The organism is Derxia gummosa DSM 723 (assembly GCF_000482785.1).
In the GTDB taxonomy this organism is placed as follows: domain Bacteria; phylum Pseudomonadota; class Gammaproteobacteria; order Burkholderiales; family Burkholderiaceae_E; genus Derxia; species Derxia gummosa.
On the sequence record NZ_KI519499.1, the window covers coordinates 789,990 to 815,128 of the forward strand.

The window sequence follows — 25,139 nt, forward strand, 5'->3', positions numbered from 1 at the left end:
GCCCACCCGCCTTCAGCGCCAGCCAGGCTGACCGCTGCCTGCCGTCGTGCGCGCGAGCACCTGACCGATGACCGTGCCCATCTCGGCGCCGAGCCGCTTGGTGATTCGGTCGAACGGGCTTTCCTGGACCGTGTAGTCGATAACGTCCTCGGCCTTGAACACGTCACGGGCCACGGTATTGACCGTGCCATAGCCGTCGGCCAGCCCCAGTTCCACCGCCTGCTCGCCGTTCCACACGAGGCCCGAGAACATGTCGGGCGTCTCCTTCAGGCGCTGGCCGCGCCCTTCGCGCACCACGCCGATGAACTGCCGGTGCACCGTGTCGAGGATCGATTGGATGTGCTCGCGCTGCTTGTCATTCACCGGCGTGAAGGGATCGAGGAAATCCTTGTTCTCGCCCGCCGTGTACACGCGCCGCTCGACGCCGAGTTTCTTCAGCAACTCGACCGCGCCGAAGGAATCCATGATCACGCCGATCGAACCGACCAGACTTGCCTTGTCCACATAGATGTTCTCGGCGGCCGCCGCGATGTAGTAACCGCCCGAGGCACACATCTCCTGCACCACCACATGCACCGGCTTGTCCGGATGCAGGCCGCGCAGCCGCTTGATCTCGTCGGCCACCATGCCCGCCTGCACCGGCGAGCCGCCCGGGCTGTTGATGAGCAGCACCACTCCCTTCGCGAACTTGTTGTCGAAGGCATCGTCGAGCGCCTCGATCACGCGATCGGCCGAGTTGCGGCCGCGCGAATCGATCTCGCCGTCGATCGTGACCAGCGCCGTGTGCTCGGTCGTGGGCGATTCGAGCGTCGTGGCCATGTGCGCGCTGCGCAGTCCCGACGACAGTGCCCAGACGATCACCACCAGCGTCACCACGCGAAAGAAGATGCGCCAGCGGCGCGCCGCGCGCTGTTCGGCCAGCGTGCCCAGCACGAGCTTTTCGAGAACCTCGCGTTCCCACTTCGGGTCGTTGCGACCGGATTGCGGCTCGTTCGCGTCAGTCATGGCGGTTTGTTGTTGTGATCGGAGGAAGAAGGTTGCCGCGCGAAATCCAGCCGATCACGCCCTCGCGGATCTCGATCGGCACAGGCAGCAGACGGTCGCGCACGCAGGGCCCGCTCACGCAGATTCCCGTGTCCGGGGCGTAGGCGGCACCGTGAACCGAGCATAGCAAGTAATCCCCGGCGCTATCGAAGAACTGCCCGGGCACCCAGTCGAGTTCGACGGCGACATGTCGGCACTGATTCACCCAGCCATGCACGACGCCGCGATGACGCACGACGAAGCCCGTCACCGCCTCCGGCCCGCGCGGCATGCGCAGGCTCATATCGAAGCGGATGCCCGCACCGCGCTCGGTCAGCTCACCCTCGGGCGCGATTGGAATCCAGTCGGGCGTGTTCAAGCGTTCGCCTCCAGCCAGCCGGCCAGTTCCGGCACCGACGCGAACACGCCGAGCGACGGACTGGCCTCCAGTTCGGCCCTCGGATGCGCGCCCCAGGCCACACCCAGACCGTCGACACGCGCATTCGCCGCCATCTGCAGGTCGTGGGTCGTGTCGCCGATCATCAGCGCGCGACCGCGCTCGACGCCGAGCAGGTCGGTCAGGTCGAGCAGCATGCCGGGATGCGGCTTGGAAAAGCTCTCGTCGGCGCAGCGCGTCGCGTCGAACAGCTGGCCGATGCCGGCCACGCCGAGCGCCCGCGTCAGCCCGAGCCGCGACTTGCCCGTCGCCACGCCGAGAAAGAAGCCGCGCTCCTTCAACCGCAGCAGCATCTCGTGCGCGCCCGCGAACAGCACCAGCTCATGGTCACGGCCAAGGTAGTGGAAGCGGTAGCGCTCGACCAGCTCGGGGATGCGCGCCTCGTCCAGATCCGGCACCGCGTAGCGCAGCGCGTCATGCAGTCCGAGGCCGATCACATGCGAGGCCCGCTCGCGCGACGGCACCGGCAGGCCGAGATCGCGGCAGGCGAGCTGGATGCTCTGCGCGATGGTCGGCGTCGAGTCCATCAGGGTGCCATCCCAGTCGAAAACGATCAGGTCGTATCGGCGCGGACGTCCGGCGCTCGCTTCAGGCATGGCGCAGCTTCTCCAGGTAGTTAAGGCATTCGGCGGGCAGCGGTGCCTCGATCGCAAGCCGCTCGCCCGTCACCGGATGGTCGATCCCGAGACGCGCCGCGTGCAGGAACATGCGCTTGAGGCCATGGCGCGCGAGCAATTTGTTGAGCGCGAAGTCGCCGTACTTCGGATCGCCGAGAATCGGATGACCGCTCGATGCCAGATGCACCCGGATCTGATGGGTGCGGCCGGTCCTAAGGTCGCACTCGACCAGCGTCGCGTCCGCCGGATCGACCGGCAATGCGGCGAAGCGTTCATTCACCGACACGATCGTGTGCGCGGTCATCGCGTTCGGATCGCTCGCGTCGGTCACGCGCACCTGGCGCTCGCCATTCGCGTCGGTGAACTTGAACAGCGGCATGCGCAGATGCTGGCGCGGGTTCACCACCCGGCCCGACACCAGCGCGAGATAGCGCTTGTCGGTCGTGCCGGCCTTGATCTGCTCGTGCAGGTTGACGAGCGCCGAACGCTTCTTGGCCAGCATGAGGATGCCGCTCGTCTCGCGGTCGAGCCGATGCACCAGCTCCAGATAACGCGCCTGCGGCCGGGCCGCGCGCAGCTGCTCGATCACGCCGAAGCTCACGCCCGAGCCTCCATGCACCGCCACGCCCACCGGCTTGTTGACGATGAGCAACTCGGCGTCCTCGTGCAGCACCGGGAATTCGGCGCCGGGCACGACTTGGGGGGCACGCACGGCGATACGGATCGGCGGGACGCGGAGCTGGTCGCCCGCGACGAGCCGATAATCGACCGTCACGCGGCCGCGGTTGACGCGCACCTCGCCATCGCGGATCACGCGATAGACGTGGCTCTTGGGCACGCCCTTGCACACGCGCATCAGGAAGTTGTCGAGGCGCTGACCTTCGTCTTCGCTGCCGATTTCGAGCATGTTGACCTTGTCGGCCCGCAATTCGAGGCCACCGGCGGACGCCCTGCCCGGGATGGGTTGACTTTTGCCCAAGTGATTCATTTACCTTATAGTCTGCCGGTTGCTTCAGCGCCTTGAACGCCTTTTGCAAGCGAAAAGGCGGAACCCGCCAAAGCCGGTTTCCCATTCAATTCCTGCTGACAATTGCCGCAGGAAACCCCGGGAAATCGCGCTGGCCGCGTCATTTCCCCGCCGCTTTGCCGCTCAGGCGCCCTGTCGAATGCGAAAAAAAAAGCAATTGGGTAGGCCCGTTCCCAGCAATCCAGCGGCCCGGGTCGTTCACCGCAAAGAACGAGATTAACTTAGCAAGCCCGTTTGTTTGGCGTTCGCGCGAAGGCCGATACCGCAATGCAGTATCGGCACGCTGCGGGCGTACCGGATGATTACCGCAAAGGTCAGGTTGTGCCCGATGCGCCCGAATGGCGGCATCGGTTGCGTTGCTTGGATGTTCCCGGGATGCCGGGACCCACGCCGTCCGCAGAATGCACCGCCGGGAGTTTCCGCCGCGTCCGTGAAGGCTGCATGTGCGATTCCCGAGCCGTTCGTTGCTTCGCGACGGCAGTCATGACGTCGTTTTCTGGCGTCGCGGGTCCGTCTTTCCGTCGTTCGCCCGGCATTACGCTCGACACCTGACCGCAAGGCCCGGGGACGCGATCGGCGCGATCGCCTCTCCCCGCCCCAGCGACTCCGGCGCGCCGCCGCAGCCTTTCCCGCCAGCACCGCTCGCGTGGCTTGCCCCAACCGAGGGGACCCATGAAGCGCATGCTTTTCAATGCGACGCAGGCCGAAGAGCTTCGCGTCGCGATCGTCGATGGACAGAAACTCGTCGACATCGATATCGAGACGGCCGGGCGCGAACAGCGCAAGTCCAACATCTACAAGGGTGTCATCACCCGCATCGAGCCATCGCTTGAAGCGTGCTTCGTCAATTACGGCGAGGACCGGCACGGCTTCCTGTCGTTCAAGGATGTGGCGCGCAGCTACTTCCGTGACGGCGTCAATCCGCGCGAAGCCACCATCAAGGAGGCGCTGCGCGAGGGTCAGGAACTGATCGTCCAGGTCGAGAAGGAAGAGCGCGGCAACAAGGGCGCGGCGCTGACCACCTTCATCTCGCTGGCCGGCCGTTATCTGGTGCTGATGCCCAACAACCCGCGCGGCGGCGGCGTGTCACGTCGCGTCGAAGGCGAGGATCGCCAGGAACTGCGCGAGGCGCTCGACCAGGTCGAGGTGCCGGAAGGCATGTCGATCATCGCGCGCACGGCGGCCATCGGCCGCAGCGCCGAAGAGCTGCGCTGGGACCTGAACTACCTCCTCCAGCTCTGGACCGCGATCGAGAGCGCCGCGAACGAGAACCGCGCGCCGATCCTGATCTATCTGGAATCGAGCCTGGTGGTGCGCGCGATCCGCGACTACTTCCAGCCCGACATCGGCGAGATCCTGGTCGATACCGACGACATCTTCGAGCAGGCCAAGAGCTTCATGTCGGTGGTGATGCCCGACCTGATCCATCGCGTGAAGCGCTACCGCGACGACGTGCCGTTGTTCTCGCGCTTCCAGATCGAGCATCAGATCGAGACGGCCTATTCGCGCGAGGTGCGCCTGCCGTCGGGCGGCGCGGTGGTCATCGACCACACCGAGGCGCTGGTCGCGATCGACGTGAACTCGGCGCGCGCGACGCGCGGTTCCGACATCGAGACGACCGCCCTCAACACCAACCTCGAAGCCGCCGACGAAGTGGCGCGCCAGCTGCGGCTGCGTGACCTGGGCGGGCTGATCGTCATCGACTTCATCGACATGGAGTCGAGCAAGAACCAGCGCGAGGTCGAGCAGCGTCTGAAGGACGCGCTGCGCGTGGACCGCGCGCGCGTGCAGATGGGCAAGATCAGCCGTTTCGGGCTGATGGAGCTGTCGCGCCAGCGCCTGCGTCCGTCGCTGTCCGAAGGCAGCCATGTGACCTGCCCGCGCTGCAACGGCACCGGCGTCATCCGCGACACCGAGTCGAGCGCGCTGCACATCCTCCGGATCATCCAGGAGGAAGCGATGAAGGAGAACACCGCGGCGGTGCACTGCCAGGTGCCGATCGATGTGGCGGCCTTCCTGCTGAACGAGAAGCGCAACGAGATCTCTCAGGTCGAGGCGCGTCACAAGGTCGAGATCGTCCTCATCCCCAACAAGCATCTCGAAACGCCGCACCACACGCTGGAGCGTCTGCGTCACGACGATTCGCGTCTGGAAAGCGGCAAGGCCAGCTACGAGATGGCGGTCGAGCCGGAGCACACCGGCTATTCCAAGCGCGAGGAGCGCGAGGCCAAGCCGCGCCAGGAAGCCGTCGTGAAGGGCGTGCTGCCCGAGCAGCCCGCGCCGACGGCGGCCGTGCCCGCGCCGGTCGAACCGGTGGTCGAGGCGCCCGTGCTGGCGCCGGCCGCCGTGCCGGCGCCCGTGGCGCTGGTGCTGCCCGTGCCCGCGCCGCAGCCGGCCGGCCTGATCGACCGCATCTTCGGCTGGTTCCGCCGTCCGGCGCCCGCGCCGATGCCGGCGCCGCAGCCGGTCGTGCCAGGTCCGGCGCCGGCGCCAGCCGTGGCCGCTTCGGTGCCCGCCGCCGCGCCGGCCGCGCGCGATGCCGCCGCGCCGCGTGATCGCAGCACGCAAGCCCGTGACGGCCGTGGCCGCCGCGAACGTACCGAAGGCGAAGGCCCGCGCCGCGAAGGCCGTGGCGCCGAAGGCCGCGAACCGCGCGCCGAGGGACGTGGCGAAGCCCGCAACGGCGAGCCGCGCAATGGCGAGGCCCGCAACGGCGAAGGCCGTGGCAGCCGTGGCGAACGTCCGCCGCGCGCCGAGCGCGAACCGCGCGAAGGCCGCGAGCCGCGTGAAGCCCGCGAACCGCGCGAGCCCCGTGCCGAACGCGAGCCCCGTGCCGAGCGTGAACCGCGCGCCGACCGTGACGCCAACGCCGAGCGCGATGGCCAGCCGCGTGGCGAACGCGAAGGCCGGGGTCGTCGTGGCGAACGCCGCCCGCGCCCCGAAGCCGCCGTCGAGGCCATCGAGCCGACGACGGTCGCCGAGGCCGTCGTCGCGACCGAGGTCGTGATCGCCGAAGGCATTGCCGGCGCGCCGGCTCCCGCCGCCGTCGAGACAGCCGTCGCCGACACCGGCGCCGAAGTCCTGGCCGGCGATGACGCCGCCGACGGTACCGAAGGCGCCGAAGGCCGTGACGGTGAGGTCCGCCGTCGTCGCCGTGGCCGTCGCGGTGGCCGTGGTCGCGGCGAGCGTCGCGAAGGCGCAGCCGATGGCCTCGACGCCGCCGAGGGCGAAGACGCGGTCGCACCGACCGCCGAGCTGTCGCCCGCCCAGGCCGGCACGCTCGAACTCGCCCACGCGAGCCTCGAAGCCGGTGCCGCGCCCGACGCGGTGGGCACGCCCGCCGCCGAGCCGGCAGCCAGCGTCGCAGACGCGCCGGCCCTGCCCGCGACCACCGTCACCGAGCCGGACGTGACCGAAGCCGCTGCGCCGACCCCGGCCGTCGCGCCGGTCGCCGAGACGCCCGCTGTCGAGCTGGCAACCGCCGAACCGGTCACGGATGCGGCTCCCGCAGAGTCGGTGATCGTCGTCGCACCGGCAGCCACCACGTCGGTCGTCGAGGCGCCGGTCGCGGTCGAGCCAGTCGTGATCGCGGCTGGTGCCGAGCTGGCCGATACGCCGGCGATCGAGCCCACGGCCACGCCTGACCCGGTTGCCGTCACCCAGACCGAGGCCGCTCCCGCGGCGGTCGAGACGCCGGCAGTCGAAGCTGCCTCCGCGCCGGCCGAAGCCGGCACCGAGGCGGCCGTCGAGACGATCAGCTCGGCCCCCGCCGCAAGCGAAGCGCCCGTCGCGCCGGCCACCCGCAGCGATGCCGTCGGTGACCTGCGCACGATGCTGGCCTCGGCCGGCATGGCCCTGGTCGAGACCGACTCGGCCAAGCTGGCCGCCGCGCGCGCCTCGGCCGCCGCCGCCCCCGCGCCGGCGCGCGTGCCGCGCGAGCGCAAGCCGGTCGTCGTCGAGGACACGGGGCCGCTCGTGCTGGTCGAGACCCGCGCCAGCGGCAGCCAGCCGCCGGCCCAGCCCTGAGGCACGGCCCGCCGCGCGCGGGCCGTGAACCGCACCGCACGAAAAAGGGCGATCCTCGGATCGCCCTTTTTCATTTCCGCCGGTCGCCCGGCCCTTCCGAGCACCGGACTTACGGCAGCCGCGCCGCCTACACCATCCGAGCCGGATTCACCCAGGCATCGAACTCCTCGGCCGTCACATGGCCGAGCGCGAGCGCAGCGGCCTTCAGCGTCGTGCCTTCGGCATGCGCCTTCTTGGCGATCTGCGCCGACTTGTCGTAGCCGATGTGCGGGTTGAGCGCCGTCACCAGCATCAGGCTGCGCTCGACCAGCTCGGCGATGCGCGCCTCGTTGGGCGTGATGCCCGCGACGCAGTGGGTCGCGAACGATTCCATCGCGTCGGCCAGCAGCACCGCGCTGTGCAGGAAATTGCGCGCGATGAGCGGCTTGAACACGTTCAGCTCGAAATTGCCGCTCGCCGCGCCGATGGCGAGTGCCGCGTCATTGCCCATCACTTGGGCCGCCACCATCGTCAGCGCTTCGCACTGTGTCGGGTTGACCTTGCCCGGCATGATCGAGCTGCCCGGCTCGTTCTCGGGAATGCTCAGTTCGCCCAGGCCGGAGCGCGGCCCGCTCGCGAGCCAGCGGATGTCGTTGGCGATCTTCATGAGCGCGACCGCCAGCGTGCGCAACGCCCCATGCGCGAAGCTGGCCGGCTCGTGCCCCGCGAGCGCGGCGAACCTGTTGGGCGCGGTCACGAAGGGCAGCCCGCTCAGCCGCGCGACCTCGGCCGCGACCCGCTCGCCGAACTGCGGATGCGCATTCAGCCCGGTGCCGACCGCCGTCCCGCCGATCGCCAGTTCGTGCAGCGGCGGCAGCGTCGCCTCGATCGCCCGGCGCGCGATGTCGAGCTGGGCCACATAGCCCGAGAACTCCTGGCCGAGCGTGAGCGGCGTCGCGTCCTGCAGGTGGGTGCGACCGATCTTCACGATATGGACGAAGGCCTGGCTCTTGTCGGCCAGCGCCGCGCGCAGCGTCTGGAGCGCCGGCAGCACGCGCTGCGCGAGCGTCTGGGCAGCTGCGATGTGCAGAGCGGTCGGAAAGGTGTCGTTCGATGACTGGCCGCGGTTGACGTCGTCGTTCGGATGCACGAGCCGCGTCTCGCCGCGATCGCCGCCGAGCAGCTCGCTCGCGCGGTTGGCGATCACCTCGTTGACGTTCATGTTCGTCTGCGTGCCCGAGCCGGTCTGCCAGACCGAGAGCGGAAATTCGTCGTCGAGATGGCCGGCGATCACCTCGTCGGCCGCCTCGGCGATGGCGGACGCCTTGTCGGCCGGCAGCTGGCCGAGCGCATTGTTGACGCTCGCCGCGGCGCGCTTGACCAGCGCGAGCGCACGCACGATCTCGCACGGCATGCGGTCGTCGCCGATCGCGAAATGCTGGAGCGAACGCTGGGTCTGCGCGCCCCAGAGTCGGTCGTCGGGCACGGCGATCGGACCGAAGGAATCGCTCTCGGTGCGCGTCGGCTCGGATGAAAAGGCTTGCATCGTGAATCTCCCGCGAGCCGTCGCGCGGCCCGTCCGGAATTGTCCCGGCTGGCGGGATGCGCCGGCGCCAGGCGAAGCATCGCGTTGCATTCGCGCGCGCCTTCCCGCACTTGTCCGGAGAGCGCGCCGACGCGCGGCCGCTACACTCGCCGGCTCATGAGCAAGCGCCGAATACCCATCGTTCCTGTCAGTGCCGCGATCGCGGAAGCGGCCGGCCAGCCGTCGCTGACACCACACCCGGCCGACGGGGGCGCCGCACCCGCGCGCCGTTCCGCTCCAGCCGCGCCGGGCGGCATCGAACCGCTCAGCCCGGCCACCGCGCCCGGCGCCCTGCTCGACCGGCTCGGCCGTCCGCTGCGCGACCTGCGCATCAGCGTGACCGACCGCTGCAACTTCCGCTGCACCTACTGCATGCCGCGTGAGCAGTTCGGGCCGGACCACGAGTTCATGCCGCATTCCGAGCTGCTGAGCTTCGAGGAGATCAGCCGGGTCGCGGCCCTTTTCGTGAAGCTGGGCGTGCGCAGCATCCGCCTCACCGGCGGCGAGCCGCTGCTGCGCCGGGGCGTCGAGAAGCTGGTGGAAATGCTCGCCGCGCTGCGCACGCCCGAGGGCGAGCCGGTCGAGATCGCGATGACGACCAACGGCTCGGTGCTCGCGCGCAAGGCGGCCGCGCTCAAGGCCGCCGGCCTCGCGCGCGTGACGGTCTCGCTCGACGCGCTGGACGACGCGGTATTCCGTGCGATGAACGACGCCGACTGGCCGGTCGCCGACGTGCTCGCCGGCATCGACGCGGCGGCGGCCGCCGGACTCGGGCCGGTCAAGATCAACATGGTCGTCAAGCGCGGCACCAACGACGACCAGATCGTGCCGATGGCGCGGCACTTCCGCGGCTCGGGCCACACGCTGCGCTTCATCGAGTTCATGGACGTGGGTGCGACCAACGGTTGGCGCATGGACCATGTGGTGCCGAGCACCGAGGTCATCCGGCGCATCGACGCCGTCTTCCCGCTGGAACCGATCGGCCGCGACGATCCCGCCGCGCCGGCCGAGAACTGGCGCTACCGCGACGGCGCCGGCGAGGTGGGCGTGATCTCCAGCGTGACGCGTGCCTTCTGCGCCGACTGCACCCGCGCCCGGCTCGCCACCGACGGCCGTGTCTTCCACTGCCTGTTCGCCAGCGACGGCCACGACCTGCGCTGGCCGCTGCGCAACGGCGCCGACGACGACCAGCTCACCGGCATGATCGCCGGCGCCTGGTGGGCCCGCGCCGACCGCTATTCGCAGCTGCGCGGCGAAGGCGGCACGCGCGACGGGCGGGTGGAGATGAGCTTCATCGGCGGTTGAGGCGGGCGCCGACGGCGGCACGCGCTGCCGCGCACCTGAAGCCGTCGCGGATCGCGCCGCTCACGCCAGCCGGCGCCGCTTCACGCCGCGATCGCTCCCGGCATCAGCCGCACCGGCCGCGCCGCCTCCACGTCCTGGCCCAGATCGCCGAGCGCGTGGATGCTGGTCGAGGCCCCGTGCGTCGGCGGCAGCGGCACCGGCGTCGTGCCCGCCACGCGGCGCATCTCGACGCGCGGCGCGGCGCACTTCACCGCGCCGAAGATGCTCGCGAAGGCCACATCGGCCGCGTCGCGCCCGGTGCCGATGCGGATCAGGTCGGTCACGGCGCACAGGCCCGTCGGGTCGAACAGGTACCAGCGCTCGCCGAGCCAGCACTCCACGTAGGCGTGGAAATCCATCGGGTCATCGCGCGGGCCGTCGCTGTAGTCGATGCCCGCGACGAAACGCGCCGGTATCGACAGCGCGCGGCACAGCCCGATCATCAGATGCGCGAAATCGCGGCACACGCCGCGCCGGTCCACCAGCGTGTCCACCGCCGAGGTGGACGGATTGGTGAAGCCGGACTGGAAGCGCACATGCTTGCGCACCCAGTCGCGCACCGCCATCACGCGCACGTGGCCCGGCGGCAGCTTGCCGAACTCGGCCTGGGCGAATTCGCCGAGCCGGTCCGACTGGCAGTAGCGGCTCGGCAGCAGGAAGCGCACGGTGTCCACTGGCAGATCGGCCACGCTGCGCTCGCCCAGCTGCTCGATCGGCGTGAAATCTGCCGCGAGCGCGATGCGGCAGGCGTACTCGATGCTCAGCTCGCCCTTGCCGGCGTTGATGCGCAGGAAGCGGTTGGCGTTGAGCCGGTCGGTGTACCAGTCGCTGTGCTCGGCGCCGAACAGCGACAGCGATTCGCCGGTGACGATCTGCGCCGCCGTGCGGGCCGGGGCGATGTTGAGGATGAGGGTGGCCTTGTCGGCGACCTCGTAATCGAGGCCGAGCTGAAGTTCGAATTCGGTCATGACCGTTCCGTGCGGAGCGGGGCGCTTGCCCGACGGCCAGGGCCGGCGCCGCCGCGAGCTGCCGGCCGACGCCCGCGCGCCGCGCCTCGGGGCGCCGGTCGGGATGCTGGCATCCTAGGCAGCCCGCGCCGGCCTCGCCGTCGGCCGCCGGCGCCGCGAACTGTCGGTGCCGGCCCACGCGGGCCGCTTGCCGTCGCCGGTCCGGCGCGCGGCCGCAAGCGGCCCGAGGCGCCAGGGCGGCCGGCACCGCCGCCCGGCCATCGCCCCCGAACACAACCTCGCTCCCGCCATGACCACCAAGACGCTCGACGACATCGTTTCCTGCCTCAACGGCTACGACCCCGACGCGCTCGGCGCCGACCTCGCGCGCCAGGCCATCCTCGACTTCGTGCGCCCGGTGGCCGCGACCGAGACCGTGCCGCTGCGCGCCGCGCTCGGCCGCATCCTCGCCGCCGACGTGACCAGCCCGATCAACGTGCCCGGCCACGACAACTCGGCGATGGACGGCTATGCCTTCGCCGGCAGCGCCCTCGCCGCCCGCGCCGCCGACGCGCCGCTCGAACTGCTGCTCGGCGCCACGCTGCACGCCGGCGCCGCGCCCGCCGCCCTGCCCGCGCCCGACCAGTGCCTGCGCATCATGACCGGCGCCGTCATCCCGTCCGGCTGCGACACCGTCGTGCCCCAGGAATTCTGCGAACTGGCCGACACGCCCGCCGGCCGCGTCATGCGCGTGTCGCCCGCGCTGTGCGGCCAGCTCAAGCCCGGCGACAACGTGCGCCTGCGCGGCGAAGACCTCGCCACCGGCAGCCGCGCGCTCGCCGCCGGCCGCCGCCTGCGCCCGGCCGACCTCGGCCTGCTCGCCTCGCTCGGCATCGCGCAGGTGGAGGTGAAGCACCGGCTGCGCGTGGCGTTCTTCAGCACCGGCGACGAGCTGGTGCCCGTCGGCGAGCCGCTGCGCCCCGGCGCCATCTACGACAGCAACGGCACGACGATCGCCGCGATGCTCGCGCGCCTGGGCGTGGACGTGATCGACCTCGGCAACGTCAGGGACGATCCGGCGCTGCTCGAAGCCGCGCTGCGCCGCGCCGCCGGCGAGGCCGACGCGGTCATCACCTCGGGCGGCGTGAGCGTGGGCGAGGCCGACTTCACCAAGCAGGTGATGGCGCGCTGCGGCGAGGTCGCGTTCTGGAAGATGTCGATCCGCCCGGGCCGGCCGATGGCCTTCGGCCGCATCTGGGCCGATGACGCGCGCGCGGGCGACGGCGCGGTGATGTTCGGCCTGCCGGGCAATCCGGTCGCGGTGATGGCGACCTTCTACTGCTTCGTGCGCGACGCGCTGCTGACGATGGCCGGCGAGGCCGTCAGGCCGCTGCCGCGCTTCAAGGTGCCGCTCGCCACCGCCGTGAAGAAGAAGCCCGGCCGCACCGAATTCCAGCGCGTGCGGCTGGTGGCGGACGAGGCCGGCGTGCTGCGCGCCCACCTCACCGGCGCCCAGGGCTCGGGCATCCTGCGCTCGATGAGCGAGGCCGACGGGCTGATCGTGCTGCCGCAGGACCAGGGCGGCATGGCCGTCGGCGAGCTGGTGGACGTGATTCCGTTCGAGGGGCTGGTCTGATCAGCCGAGGCTGATGTCGCTGACGAGCACGCCGTCCTCGTCGGCATAGACCCAGTCGCCCGGGCGCACGACGCCGCCCGGGAACTGCACGGCGATGTCGCGCTGGCCGCCGTTGGCCTTGACGCTCTTCTGCGGATGGGTGGCGAGCGCGTAGATGCCGACCTCGCAGGCGGCCAGTTCGCGGGTGTCGCGCACGCAGCCGTTCACGAGCACGCCGGCCCAGCCGTTCTTGGCGGCGAGCACGCCGAGGTTGCCGCCGACCATCGCGCAGCGCATCGAGCCGCCGCCGTCCACGACCAGCACGCGGCCCTCGCCCGGCTCGCCGAGGATGGTGCGCACCTGGGTGTTGTCCTCGAAGGCCTTGAGCGTCACGGCTGGGCCGGCAAAGCCCTTGAGGCCACCGAAGCTGCGCCAGCCCGGCGCGAGCACGCGCAGCGCGCCGGTGGCGATGCGGTCCTCGTTCGCGTCGCAGAGGTCGGTGGTGGCGGGATAGGTCATGGCGTTCTCCTGTGAGGGTGGGATGCGCTGCGCCCCGCTCGCGTGGCGGGCGGCGAAGGCCGTCTTTTGCCCGTCGCGGCCGACGCCTCGCTTACACGGGCGTTACGCCGGGCGGCGGGCATCGCGGCCCGGCAACGGTCCGCCGGTTCCGGCCAGCCCGGCACGCGCGCGGTACGGAAAACTCAGGCCGACGCCAGCCGCGCCGCCCGCGCGCGTCGGCCTTCGCCCACGCGCCAGGCGCTCGCGACCGCCAGCGTCTGCCCGACCGCCACGCACACCAGCACCGTGCGGAAATGCCCCGCGTCCATCGCGCCGCCGAGCAGCAGCGGCGTGACGCCGAGGCCGATGTCGAGCCCCGAATACACGAAGCCGTACACCCGCCCGTAGCTCGCCGCCGCGAAGCGCCCGGCCGCCGCCCGCCGCACCAGCAGGTCGCGGTTCGGCATCGCGATGCCGACCGAGAAGCCGATCGCCGCCAGCATCGGCAGCACCGCCCAGGCCGGCGGCAGACCGGTCGCGAGCAGCGCCGCGAGCGCGGCCGAGATGAGCAGCACGATCGCGATCGGCCGGTCGTTGTTGTCGGTGCGCGCGGCGACGAAGCCGCCCGCGAAGGTGCCCGCCGCGCCCGCGAGCAGGAAGAGCGTGATCGCGAAGGTCGAGGCCGAGCGCGCGAGGCCGAACACATGCTCCAGCGTCGGCGCGCCGAAGCTCTGCAACAGCCCGAAGGCAGCCGCCGAGGTCATGAAGAAGGCAAAGCACAGCCAGATCGCCGGCACGCGCAGGAAGGCGAAGGCGCCCTCGGCGACCGGCTCGGCACGCGTCGCGCTGGTCGCACCCGCAGCCGCCACCGGCCTGCCGCCCGCCCCGGCCGTGCCCTTGTCCGCCGCCCCGGCCTTGCCGTCCGCCCGCTCCTCCAGCAATCCGCGCCCGAACCACAACGCCAGCCACGACAGCACCGCCACGCCCGCCGCCACCAGCGCCGCCGTGCGCCAGCCCGCCACGCCGGCCACGCCCGCGAGCAGCGGCGGCGACGCCGCCCAGCCCAGATTGCCCGCCAGCGAATGCACCGAGAACGCATGCCCCAGCCGCGCCGGCTTCACCCGCCGGTTCAGCAGCGAAAAGTCGGCCGGATGGAACACGCAATTCCCTGCGCCCGCGAGCATCGCCGCCACCATCAGCGCCGGATACGACTGCGCCGACGCCAGCACCAGCGCCGCGAGCACGAAGCTGGCCGTGCCCGCCAGCAGCACCGGCACCGAGCCGAAGCGATCCACCACGAAGCCGGCCATCGCCTGCCCCATCGCGCTCACCGCGAAGAACAGCGTCACCAGAAAGCCCAGCTCGGCATAGCCCACACCGAAGGCCGGCATCAGCCACGGAAACAGCGGCGCCAGCAACAGGTGGAAGAAGTGGGACACGCCATGCGCGAAACCCACCAGACCGATGACCGCGGCATCCCGCGAAGGCGCCATCGGCGGCGCCTCAAGACTGATCGACATGAAACTCCGGAACTCCAGTGGCGCCGGCCGCCAGCGCGACGCCCGATTGCAACCGCTTGCCGTTCCGGAGCCCGTGCTGGCACGGAACCCGCAAGCGCGAGGGCCGCATCCTAGACGCTTCATGTCAACATCGCGCGCCCAGAAACACCTGCACAGGATGACGACAGCCATGCCGCTCCACCGCTGGTCACGACGCCTTGCCCTCCTCCTCGCCGCCAGCCTGCTGCTGCTTGCCGGCTGCTCCGGCAACGCGCCCTATCCCGACGACTGGATCCGCAGCAACACGCTGTTCACCACCTTCAACGAGCGGCCGAAGTACTTCGACCCGATCAGCTCCTACAGCACCAACGAGACGCCCTGGACCTACGGCGTGTTCGAGCCGCTGTACCAGTACCACTACCTCAAGCGGCCCTACGAGCTGATCCCGCGCACCGCGCTCGACCTGCCCGAGCCGCGCTACTACGCCAAGGACGGCCGCGAGCTGAGCGGCGATCCGCCCGCGAGCGAGGTGGCCGAGAGCGTGTACGTCATCCGCATCAAGCCGGGCGTGCGCTATGCGCCGCATCCTGCCTTCGCAAAGGACGAGGCCGGCAACTACCGCTACCACGCGCTCGCCGAGAGCGACCTCGACGGCAAGTACTCGCCCTGGGACTTCCAGTACACCGGCACCCGCGAGCTGACCGCCGACGACTACATCTACGGCATCAAGCGCCACGCCAGCCCCTGGAACGGCACGCCGGCGCGCTTCTACCCGGTCATCGCGCAGTTCGTCGTCGGGCTGCGCGACCTCGGCAACCGGCTCAAGGCCCAGCAGGAAGCCGAACTCAAGTCGGGCAAGGCGCCGCAATGGCATGACCTGCGCGAGGCGCCCTTCAGCGGCGCGCGCGCGCTCGATCCGCACACGCTGGAACTGCGCATCGTCGGCAAGTACCCGCAGACCAAGTACTGGCTCGCGATGACCTTCTTCGCGCCCGTGCCCTGGGAGGCCGAGCGCTTCTACAGCCAGCCCGGCATGGCGGGGCACAGCCTGTCGCTCAACACCTGGCCGGTCGGCACCGGGCCTTTCATGATCGAAAGCCAGCGCCCCAACCAGTACGTGATGGTGCGCAACCCCAACTTTCACGGCATGACCTACCCCTGCGAAGGCAAGCCCGGCGACAAGGAAGCCGGCCTGCTCGACGACTGCGGCAAGCCCCTGCCCTTCGTCGATCGCGTCGTGTCCACCAACGAGAAGGAAAGCGAGCCGGGCCAGACCCGCCTGCTCCAGGGCTATGCCGACGTGCTCGACATCGACCGCTCCGACCGCGGCTTCGTGTTCCAGCGCCAGCTCATCGAGAAGACCGGGCGCTGGAAGCTGCTGGTCGATCACGGCGTGCAGCTGCCGTCGGCCTTCGACCCGACGGTCTGGTACATCGGCTTCAACATGCTCGACCCGGTGGTCGGCAACGGACGCACTCCGGCCGAGGCCGAGCGCAACCGCAAGCTGCGGCAGGCGCTGTCGATCGCGACCGACTGGGAGGAGTACGCGAGCGTCTTCTTCGACGTGTACGGCGACGCGCGCGCGGCGATGGGTCCGGTGCCGCCCGGCCTGTTCGGCTACCGCGACGGCGAGGCCGGCCTCAACCCGGTCACGCATGTGTGGAAGCACGGCCATGCCGAGCGCCGCCCGCTCGACGAGGCGAAGAAGCTGCTGGCCGAGGCCGGCTACCCGAACGGCATCGACAGCAAGACCGGCCGCCCACTCGTCCTCTACTACGACAGCAACGGCGCCGGCCCGGCCTCGCAGGCGCGCTTCGACTGGCAGATCAAGCAGGCCGCGCGGCTCGGCATCCAGCTGGAGGTGCGCGCGACCGACTACAACCGCTACCAGGACCGCATCCGGCAGGGGCAGGTGCAGATCTTCGTGCGCGGCTGGAATGCCGACTATCCCGACCCGGAGAACTTCCTGTTCCTGCTCTATGGCCCGAACGGCAAGGTCAAGCACGAGGGCGACAACGACACGAACTACGAGAACCCCGAGTTCGACCGCCTGTTCGAGAAGATGTCCACGATGACCGACGGCCCCGAGAAGCAGGCCATCATCGACCGCATGGTCAAGATCGTGCGCGACGACGCGGCCTGGATGTGGGGGCTGTGGCCAGCCTCGGCGGGCAACTACCAGCAATGGGTGCACAACGGCTTCCCGACCATCATCAACCGCAACACGCCGCTCTATCTGCGCATCGACCCCGAGCTGCGCGCGAAGCGCATCGCCGAATGGAACCGGCCGGTACTGTGGCCGCTGGCGGTGCTGGCGCTGATCGCGGCGCTCGTGGCCTGGCCGGTATGGCGCGCCTGGCAGCGGCGCGAGAACGCGACCGGCCGCGCGCCGGCCATCGACCTGAACGCGCGAGGCTGACGCCATGCTCACCTACCTCATCCGCCGCGTGCTGTACGCCGTGCTCGTGCTCATCGGCGTCAACCTGCTGACCTTCGTGCTGTTCTTCAGCGTCAACACGCCCGACGACATGGCGCGGCTCACGCTCGGCGAGCGGCGCGTCAGCCCCGAGGCCGTCGCGCGCTGGAAGGCCGACCGCGGCTTCGACAAGCCGACCTACTACAACCCCGAGGCCGAAGGCGTCGCGAAGCTGACCGACACCATCTTCTTCAACACCAGCGCCGACAGCGCGCGCTTCCGCTTCGGCCATGCCAACGACGGCCGCGAGATCCGCCACCAGATCGCCGAGCGCCTGCCCGCGTCGCTGGCGATCGCGCTGCCGGTGTTCCTGGCGACGGTGGGCATCTCGATCGTGTTCGCGCTGGCGCTCGCGCTGCTGCGCGGCACGCGGCTCGATTCGGCGGGCGTGGTGACGCTCGTGGGGCTGATGTCGGTGTCGTCGCTGTTCTTCATCATCCTCGGGCAGTACCTGTTCTCGAAGATGCTGAGGCTCATGCCCGCGTCGGGCTTCGCGCCGGGGCCGGCGATGTTCACCTTCGTGCTGCTGCCGGTGGTGTGCATGATCCTCGCGCGGCTCGGGCCGGATTCGCGGCTCTACCGCTCGATCTACATTGAGGAGCTGGGCAAGGACTACGTCCGCACCGCGCGCGCCAAGGGCCTGTCCGAAGCCGTGGTGCTGGTGCGCCATGTGCTGCGCAACTCGATGATCCCGATCATCACCGCGTCGAGCCTGCTGCTGCCGGCGCTGTTCGTCGGCTCGATCGTGACCGAGAGCTTCTTCTCGATCCCGGGCCTCGGCAGCCTGACCATCGAAGGCATCAACACCCAGGATTTCAACATCGTGCGGGCGATGGTGTTCTTCGGCTCGCTGCTGTACGTGGTGGCCTTCCTGCTTACCGACATCGCCTATTCCTGGGCCGATCCGCGTATCCGCCTGCACTGAGCCCGCCATGAAGATCGTCATCCTCTGGACCGACGCGGTGATGTTCGCCCTCGTGATCGCCGTGCTCGGCTACGTGGCGCTGGTGCGTGCGACGCCGCATCTGGCGCAGACCTGGCGCCGCGCCTTCCGCAACGCGACCGGCGCGGTCACGGCCACCGTGCTGCTGCTGTTCGTGGCCGTCGGCCTGCTCGACTCGCTGCACTACCGGCCGCTGCTGCCGCAATCGACGGCGGCCGCGCCGGTGTTCACGCCTGTCACCTACTCGGCGCTCGATGCGCTGCTGCAAACGCTTGCAGATTCGCGCGAGCGCAGCTACTCGGCGCCGCTGGCCTGGCAGGGCTTCCAGAAGGAAGCCGTGCCCGGCGAGGGCGGCGAGGTGCTGCGCGACTTCCCGCGCCTCGACCACGGCGGCGCGCATCTGGCCGATCCCGACGCGCAATGGGCCGGCGACGTGACGCGGCGCGCACTCGGCGGGCTGGCGCTCGGCGGGCTGGCGGCGGTGCTCGCGGCGGCGCTGGCGACGGCGCTGGTCGCGCGCGGGCAGGAACATGCCCGCAACCCCTTCGCCACCGCCTGGGCCGACATCCTCGCCCGCCGCACCGACTTCCCCGTGCGCGCCGTCATCGCCACGCTCGCCGTCGTCGCCTTCATCGCCGGGCCGGTCATCGCGCTCGCGGGCCACTATCACGTGCTCGGCACCGACCGCACCGGCCAGGACCTGCTCATGCTCGCGCTCAAGAGCATCCGCACCGCGCTCGTGATCGGCACCATGACCACGCTCGTCACGCTGCCGATCGCGGTCGGCCTCGGCATCCTCGCGGGCTATCTGCGCGGCTGGGTCGATGAGGTGGTGCAGTACGTCTACACCGTCATCAACTCGATTCCCTACGTGCTGCTGATCGCGGCGGCGGTGCTGATCCTGCTGATCTTCATCGACCGCAACGCGGCGCTGTTCGCCACCCAGGCCGAGCGCACCGACGCGCGGCTGTTCTTCCTGTGCGTGATCCTCGGCATGACGAGCTGGACCGAGCTGTGCCGCCTCGTGCGCGGCGAGGTGCTCAAGCTGCGCGAACTCGAATACGTGCAGGCGGCGCAAGCCTTCGGCACCAGCACCTGGCGGATCATGACCGCGCACCTGCTGCCCAACGTGATGCACCTCATCCTCATCAACATCGTCATCAGCTTCTCGGGGCTGGTGCTGGCCGAGGCGGTGCTCACCTACGTGGGCGTCGGCGTCGATCCGACGATGGCGAGCTTCGGCAGCCTCATCAACACCTCGCGCAGCGAACTCGCGCGCGACCCCGTCATCTGGTGGACGCTCGCGACCGCCTTCGGCTTCATGTTCACGCTCGTGCTGTCGGCCAACCTGTTCTCCGACGCCGTGCGCGATGCCTTCGATCCGCGCTCGGTGCGGCGCTGAGCCGCGCACCGCGCCCGTCACGCCCACTGTCACCGATCCACGCCGCCCCACGCCCAGGACGCCGCATGTTCTCGCTCCGCCACCTCAGCACGCGCATCGCTTCCGAGCACGGCACGGTCACGCCCGTCGATGACGTGAGCCTCGACCTGCACCCCGGCGAAACCTTCGCGCTCGTGGGCGAATCGGGCAGCGGCAAGTCGGTCACCGCGCTCACGATCGCGCGCCTGCTGCCCGACAACGCCTGGATCTCGAACGGCCAGGTGCTCGACGGCGACACCGACCTCGTCGATCTGCCCGAGCACCTGATGCGCGCCGTGCGCGGCCGGCGCATCGCCTTCATCTTCCAGGAGCCGGCCACCAGCCTGAACCCGGTCATGACCATCGGCCGCCAGATCTGCGAGGCGATCGAGACCCATACCGAACTGCGCGGGGCCGCCTCGAAGGCGAAGGCGATCGACTGGCTGCGCCGCGTCGGCATTCCCGAGCCGGAGCGCCGCTTCGACAGCTATCCGTTCCAGATGTCGGGCGGGCAGAAGCAGCGCGTGATGATCGCGATGGCGCTCGCGCTCGAACCCGAGCTGCTCATCGCCGACGAGCCGACCACCGCGCTCGACGTGACGGTGCAGAAGCAGATCCTCGACCTGCTCATGGACCTGCGCCGCGAGCACCGCATGGCGATCCTGCTCATCACCCACGACCTCGGCGTCGTGGCCCAGGTGGCCGACCGCGTGGCGCTGATGTACGCCGGCCAGATCGTCGAGACCGCGACCGCGCGCGACTTCTTCGCGCGGCCGCTGCATCCGTATGCGTCGCAACTGCTCGACGCCCTGCCCGACACGGGCAAGCGCGGTCATGCGCTGGAGGCGATCGCGGGCAGCGTGCCGGCGCTGAACCGCGAGTTCACCGGCTGCCGCTTCGCGCCGCGCTGCCGCTTCGCGGCCGAACGGTGCGAGGGCGAGGTGCCGGCGCTGTTCGATCCGGCGCCGCTGCTGGCCGACACAACGGCCGCCGCGACGACCGACGCGTCGGCGGCAGCCCGGCACGGCAGCGCGGGCACCGGACGCATCCCGGCTACCGACCGCGCCGTGCGCTGCTTCGGCTTCGACCCGGCGCACCCGCTGCCGCTCGTGCGCCGGCAGGCGCCTTCGCCGGAAAGCGGCATCGGCAATGCGGCTTCAGGCCCGGCATCGGCGACAGTCGCCGCATCGCTCCCCGCCGCGGCAGGCGCCGCCGCGATCCAGGCCAAGCCCGCAAGCTCCGCCCCGCTGCTCGCCGTTAACGACCTCTGGGTCCGCTTCCCCACGCGCGGCGGCCTGCTGCGCCGGATCACCGGCAGCTTCGACGCGGTGCGCGGCGTGAGCTTCGAGCTGCGCGCCGGCGAGACGCTCGCCCTCGTCGGCGAATCGGGCTGCGGCAAGACCACAACCGGCAAGGCGTTGCTGCAACTGCTGCGCGGCGTCGCGCTCACCAGCGGCAGCGCGCGGCTCGACGGCATCGACCTCATGACCGCCGACGGCCCGGCCCTGCGCCGCGCCCGCCGCGACGCGCAGATCATTTTTCAGGACCCGTTCGCCTCGCTGAACCCGCGCATGCGCGTCGGCGAAATCCTCGAAGAAGGCCTGCTCAGCCTGCGCCCCGAGTTCGACGCCGCCGAGCGCACCCGCCGCATCGACCGCCTGCTCGACCAGGTCGGCCTCGCGCGCGGCGCCCGGGTGCGCTATCCGCACGAGTTCTCGGGCGGCCAGCGCCAGCGCATCGCCATCGCGCGCGCGCTCGCGGTCGAGCCGCGCCTCATCGTCTGCGACGAGCCCACCTCGGCGCTCGATGTGTCGGTGCAGGCTCAGATCCTCAACCTGCTGCGCCAGCTCCAGGCGGACCTCGGCGTCGCCTACCTGTTCATCACGCACAACATCGCGGTGGTCGAGTACCTGGCCGAGCGCGTGGCGGTGATGCGCGCCGGCGAAATCGTCGAGCAGGGCAGCGTGCGACGCGTGCTCGAAGCACCCGAATCCGATTACACGCGCACGCTCATCGACGCGGTGCCGCAGGTGCCGGCGCGCCCAGCCGCCTGAACCCGGCGCACGGCCCGCTCCGGGCCGACACCAGCTCCCACCGGACCTCGCCCAACACAGATCAGCGTCACCCGACGGGCGTCAGCACCACCGTCTCGCGCGCGCAAGTACCACCGTCTCGGCATTGCAACGCGCGAATTGTTACGCGTTTCTCTTTCGTTGCCGATATCTGTCCCGAACCTGAAGAATTGGTTACCTAGATCGCGTTGTCCTGCGTCAATCACGGCGGCGCGATCGGGCAGCCGCGGCGCGCCAGCCACAAACAACAAGACCGTCCCTTCTTCAGGATCCGCTCATGACCTCCCTCAGGCCACTCACGCTAGGCGTCACGCTGGCGCTCACCGGTTCACTCCTGTCACTCGCGCTGCCGGTCGCCGCGCAGACCGCCACCGCCACGCTGGACCGGGTCGAGGTCACGGGGTCGGCCATCCGCCGCGTGCAGGCCGAAGGGCCGGCGCCGGTCACGATCCTGCGCCGCGCCGCGATCGAGAAGACCGGCGCCACCTCGCTCAACGAGCTGATCCAGAGCATCGCCGCGCTCGACATCTACGATCAGGGCGAGCTCACCAGCAACAGCCCGGCCGGCTCGGGCGTGAGCAGCTTCCGCATGCGCGGCCTCGACGACACCAACCTGCTCGTGCTGCTCAACGGCCGCCGCCTGCCGGTCAATGCGCTGTACGACTCGTCGGGTGCGGGCGCCTCGGCCGACATCAACATGATCCCGATCGCGATCGTCGAGCGGGTCGAGATCCTCAAGGACGGCGCCTCGGCCATCTACGGCGCCGACGCGATCACCGGCGTCATCAACATCATCACGCGCAGCAGCTACAACGGCGCCGAGGTGTACACGAGCCAGGGCATCAGCAGCCGCGGCGACGGCCAGGAGCAGCGCTACGGCATCGTCGGCGGCTTCGGCGACCTCGCCGAAGACCACTGGAACATCATCGGCACGATCGACTACTTCAACCGTGACCCGATCCTGCGCAAGGACCGCGCGCTCACGCGATCGTCGGACTTCCGCCGCTACGGCGGCCCGGACACGCGCAGCGGCTTCACCGGCTACGGCAACTACGTCGATCCGGCTACCGGCGAATACACCGGCAGCTCGGTCCGTCCCTGCCCGGCCGACCAGTACAACGAGTACTGCCGCTACGACGTCAACGCCAGCACGCTCACCGCCTACAACGGCGCCGACCGGCTCAACACGATGCTGCTCGGCACCCTCAATGCGCGCGACATCACCTACACCGGCCAGTTCCTGTACTCGCAGGCCAAGGACCGTTTCGCGGGTCATCCGGCGCTCGACTGGTTCCCGCTCGATCCCGACGGCAACAGCGTGGCCGCGATCCGCGTGATGCCGGCCGGCGACCGCATCACCGACCGCAAGTCGGTCCTCTCCAGCGGCAACCTCGGCGCCAGCGGCTTCTTCGGCGAGCACGAATGGAAGGTCGATGTGGGCCGGTCGTCGAGCCGCATCACCAACCGCGACAGCAACTACCTCGACGCCAGCCTGTACGACGCGAGCGCCAACGGACTGATCGACCTGACCGATCCGAACCTGCCGCAATCGGCGCTCGCTCCCTACCGCGTCACGCCGCGCCGCGACGGCTTCTCGACCACCACCTACGTCAACACGCTGCTGCGCGGCGAACTGCTGCCGCTGCCCGCGGGCGCGCTCGGCTACGCGGTCGGCGCGCAGTACCGCCGAGAGACGCTCACCGATCGCCCCGACGGTCTGACCCAGCAGGGCCTGGTGGTCGGCAGCATCCAGCAGGCGGCGGTGTCGGCGGCGCAATCGGTCAAGTCGGTGTTCGCCGAGCTGTCGGTGCCGCTCGCGCGCGGCCTCGAAAGCCAGCTCGCGTTGCGCCGCGACGAGTACTCGAACTACAGCTCCAACAGCCCCAAGTTCGCGCTCAAGTACGAAGCCACGCCCGAACTGGCCTTCCGCGCCTCGGCGGCGCGCAGCTTCAAGGCGCCGGCGCTCAAGCAGCTCTACGGCACGCAGGACCAGGGCGCGCTCGACATCACCGATCCCGAGCAATGCCAGCTGCTCGGCCTCGGCAGCTCCTGCAATGTGAGCGGCTTCCTGGTCGGCGGCTCCAATCCCGATCTCAGGCCCGAGAAGGGCAAGTCGTACGACCTCGGCGTGCTGTACGAGCCGAGCCCGCTGTTCAGCAGCTCGGTCGATTTCTGGTGGATCTACAAGACCAACGAGATCAACACGCCCACCACCGCCCAGGCGCTGCGCGCCGGCCTGTTCGGCTATGACGCCACCGGCCGGCTGCTCGTCTATTCCAACCTCCAGAACTACCAGCAGCGCGCGGTCAACGGCGTCGACATCGACCTGCGCGGCAAGCTGCCGGTACCCGGCCTCGGCCAGTTCAGCTGGAGCAATGCCTACACCTACACGGCCAGCAACCGCATCCGCCGCAACGACGGCACGGTGGACGAGCTGGCCGACACCTATGCCTACCCCAAGTACCGCAATGTCGCGACCGTCGGCTTCGAGCGCAACGCGGCCTCGGTGCAGACGGCGGTGCGCACGATCGGCGGCTTCTGGGATACCGACGAACCGCACCCGATCGCGACCGACACGCACCGTGTCGCGCCCTACACCGAGGTGGACCTGACCTCGCGCTACGCGGGCTTCAAGGACGTGACGCTCGACCTCGGCGTGCGCAACGTGTTCGACCGCCAGCCGCCGATCAGCTTCACCAACGCCGCCAGCGGCCTCTATTCGCAGATGGGCTTTGCCGAGCTGTACTCGGTGCGCGGACGCTTCTTCTACGGCCGCGTCAGCTACCGCTTCATGTGACAGTGGCGGCGCTCTCGGCCGCCACTTGACGGGCTCCCCTTCCGACGGACGGGGAGCCCGTCTTGCGTCGGGCCATACTGCGGCGCCCCACTTTGCCCCCCGCCTGGGTTACAAAGCCCGCCGCAAGCCAGCGCCGGTCAAGCTGCCCGACTGCCAGCCACGCCTCCGATCCACCTTTGCCAAGAACGATCCATCGTGCTCGACACCCTCATCCAGTACTCGAAGGACTCCTGGGGCCTGATCCCGCTGCTGCTCCTCGTCTTCATCATCGGCGTCGCGGTCATCGTCGAACGCTTCTTCTACTTCCAGCGCAGCATCAAGGCCGGCGCCACGCTCGAATACGACCTGCGCCAGGTGCCGGCGGGCGATGCCACCAAGGCCCAGGCCGTCGCCACGCACTACGCCGCGACGGTGCAGGCGGAACTCGTGAAGACCGCGCTCGACGCGCGCGGCAAGCCGGAGGACGCCTTCGACCGCGAGGTGGAGGAAGCCATCATGTTCCAGATGCCCAAGCTCGACCGGAACCTCTGGGTGCTCGACACCTGCGTCACGCTCGGGCCGCTGATGGGCCTGCTCGGCACGATCATCCACATGATCGAAGCCTTCAGCGCGCTCGCCGCCAACGGCGGGCAGAACGCGCATTCGGTCACCGGGCCGATCTCGCATGCGCTCGTGGCGACGGCCGTGGGCCTGTGCATCGCGATCGTCTGCGTGGTCTTCCTCAACTACTTCAACAAGCGCATCCGGCTGCTCATCAACCAGATGGACCTCATCAAGTCGATGCTGGTCTCGCGCTTCGCCTCGGCCTGAGCGC

The 25,139-nt window shown here is 70.0% G+C and carries 17 protein-coding genes; 9 read left to right on the plus strand and 8 right to left on the minus strand.

The window, feature by feature from the left end; all coding sequences use genetic code 11:
• Positions 1-12 precede the first annotated feature (12 nt).
• The 4 genes from H566_RS0120830 to H566_RS26775 are packed head-to-tail and all read right to left on the minus strand — an operon-like array spanning position 13 to position 3,085.
• Complete coding sequence (locus tag H566_RS0120830) at positions 13-1,005, minus strand: S49 family peptidase (protein WP_028312957.1); 993 nt, start codon at positions 1,003-1,005, stop codon at positions 13-15.
• The gene (locus H566_RS0120835) at positions 998-1,402 is read right to left on the minus strand and encodes a Rieske (2Fe-2S) protein (protein WP_084545345.1); all 405 of its coding nucleotides are present in this window, start codon (positions 1,400-1,402) and stop codon (positions 998-1,000) included. Before H566_RS0120835 ends, H566_RS0120830 begins: the two co-directional genes overlap by 8 nt.
• A complete protein-coding gene (locus H566_RS0120840; protein ID WP_028312959.1) occupies positions 1,399-2,076 on the minus strand; it encodes an HAD family hydrolase in 678 nt (225 codons plus the stop codon). The genes H566_RS0120835 and H566_RS0120840 overlap by 4 nt, the downstream gene beginning before the upstream one ends.
• A complete protein-coding gene (locus H566_RS26775; RefSeq protein WP_084545346.1) occupies positions 2,069-3,085 on the minus strand; it encodes an RluA family pseudouridine synthase in 1,017 nt (338 codons plus the stop codon). Before H566_RS26775 ends, H566_RS0120840 begins: the two co-directional genes overlap by 8 nt.
• Before the next feature lie 711 nt (positions 3,086-3,796).
• Here H566_RS26775 and H566_RS0120850 point away from each other — a divergent pair.
• Positions 3,797-7,150 carry an Rne/Rng family ribonuclease gene (locus tag H566_RS0120850; RefSeq protein ID WP_028312960.1) on the plus strand — a complete coding sequence of 1,118 codons (3,354 nt, stop codon included), beginning with the start codon at positions 3,797-3,799 and terminating at the stop codon, positions 7,148-7,150.
• A gap of 127 nt (positions 7,151-7,277) precedes the next feature.
• Here the strand turns inward: H566_RS0120850 and fumC are convergent, their stop codons facing one another.
• Entirely contained in the window at positions 7,278-8,675 is a 1,398-nt protein-coding gene (gene fumC / locus H566_RS0120855) for a class II fumarate hydratase (protein ID WP_028312961.1), read from the minus strand.
• A gap of 156 nt (positions 8,676-8,831) precedes the next feature.
• Here fumC and moaA point away from each other — a divergent pair, with 156 nt between their 5' ends.
• The gene (gene moaA, locus H566_RS0120860) at positions 8,832-10,019 is read left to right on the plus strand and encodes a GTP 3',8-cyclase MoaA (protein WP_084545347.1); all 1,188 of its coding nucleotides are present in this window, start codon (positions 8,832-8,834) and stop codon (positions 10,017-10,019) included.
• A gap of 80 nt (positions 10,020-10,099) precedes the next feature.
• Here moaA and H566_RS26780 read toward each other — a convergent pair whose 3' ends face one another.
• Positions 10,100-11,026 carry a transglutaminase-like domain-containing protein gene (locus tag H566_RS26780; RefSeq protein WP_084545348.1) on the minus strand — a complete coding sequence of 309 codons (927 nt, stop codon included), beginning with the start codon at positions 11,024-11,026 and terminating at the stop codon, positions 10,100-10,102.
• A gap of 289 nt (positions 11,027-11,315) precedes the next feature.
• On the opposite strand from H566_RS26780, the gene moeA reads away from it, so the two are divergent.
• Positions 11,316-12,641: a molybdopterin molybdotransferase MoeA gene (moeA, locus tag H566_RS0120870; protein WP_028312963.1), complete on the plus strand. Its 1,326-nt coding sequence runs from the start codon at positions 11,316-11,318 to the stop codon at positions 12,639-12,641.
• Here moeA and rraA read toward each other — a convergent pair whose 3' ends face one another.
• Positions 12,642-13,139, minus strand: a complete 498-nt coding sequence (gene rraA, locus H566_RS0120875; protein ID WP_028312964.1) for a ribonuclease E activity regulator RraA — start codon at positions 13,137-13,139, stop codon at positions 12,642-12,644.
• A 182-nt stretch (positions 13,140-13,321) separates the two neighbouring features.
• Entirely contained in the window at positions 13,322-14,638 is a 1,317-nt protein-coding gene (locus tag H566_RS0120880) for an MFS transporter (protein WP_028312965.1), read from the minus strand.
• Between the two features lie 169 nt (positions 14,639-14,807).
• Here H566_RS0120880 and H566_RS26785 point away from each other — a divergent pair, with 169 nt between their 5' ends.
• The 6 genes from H566_RS26785 to H566_RS0120910 all read left to right on the plus strand — a co-directional run bounded on the left by H566_RS26785 (position 14,808) and on the right by H566_RS0120910 (position 25,135).
• Complete coding sequence (locus H566_RS26785) at positions 14,808-17,036, plus strand: ABC transporter substrate-binding protein (RefSeq protein WP_034412681.1); 2,229 nt, start codon at positions 14,808-14,810, stop codon at positions 17,034-17,036.
• 4 nt (positions 17,037-17,040) lie between these two features.
• Complete coding sequence (locus H566_RS0120890) at positions 17,041-18,018, plus strand: ABC transporter permease (protein ID WP_028312966.1); 978 nt, start codon at positions 17,041-17,043, stop codon at positions 18,016-18,018.
• 7 nt (positions 18,019-18,025) lie between these two features.
• Positions 18,026-19,438, plus strand: coding sequence for an ABC transporter permease (locus H566_RS0120895; RefSeq protein WP_028312967.1), 1,413 nt, complete (start codon positions 18,026-18,028; stop codon positions 19,436-19,438).
• A 65-nt stretch (positions 19,439-19,503) separates the two neighbouring features.
• Positions 19,504-21,510, plus strand: a complete 2,007-nt coding sequence (locus tag H566_RS30265; RefSeq protein WP_051379083.1) for an ABC transporter ATP-binding protein — start codon at positions 19,504-19,506, stop codon at positions 21,508-21,510.
• 295 nt (positions 21,511-21,805) lie between these two features.
• Complete coding sequence (locus H566_RS0120905) at positions 21,806-24,325, plus strand: TonB-dependent receptor (protein ID WP_051379084.1); 2,520 nt, start codon at positions 21,806-21,808, stop codon at positions 24,323-24,325.
• 195 nt (positions 24,326-24,520) lie between these two features.
• Positions 24,521-25,135, plus strand: coding sequence for a MotA/TolQ/ExbB proton channel family protein (locus H566_RS0120910; protein ID WP_028312969.1), 615 nt, complete (start codon positions 24,521-24,523; stop codon positions 25,133-25,135).
• Positions 25,136-25,139: the final 4 nt, after the last annotated feature.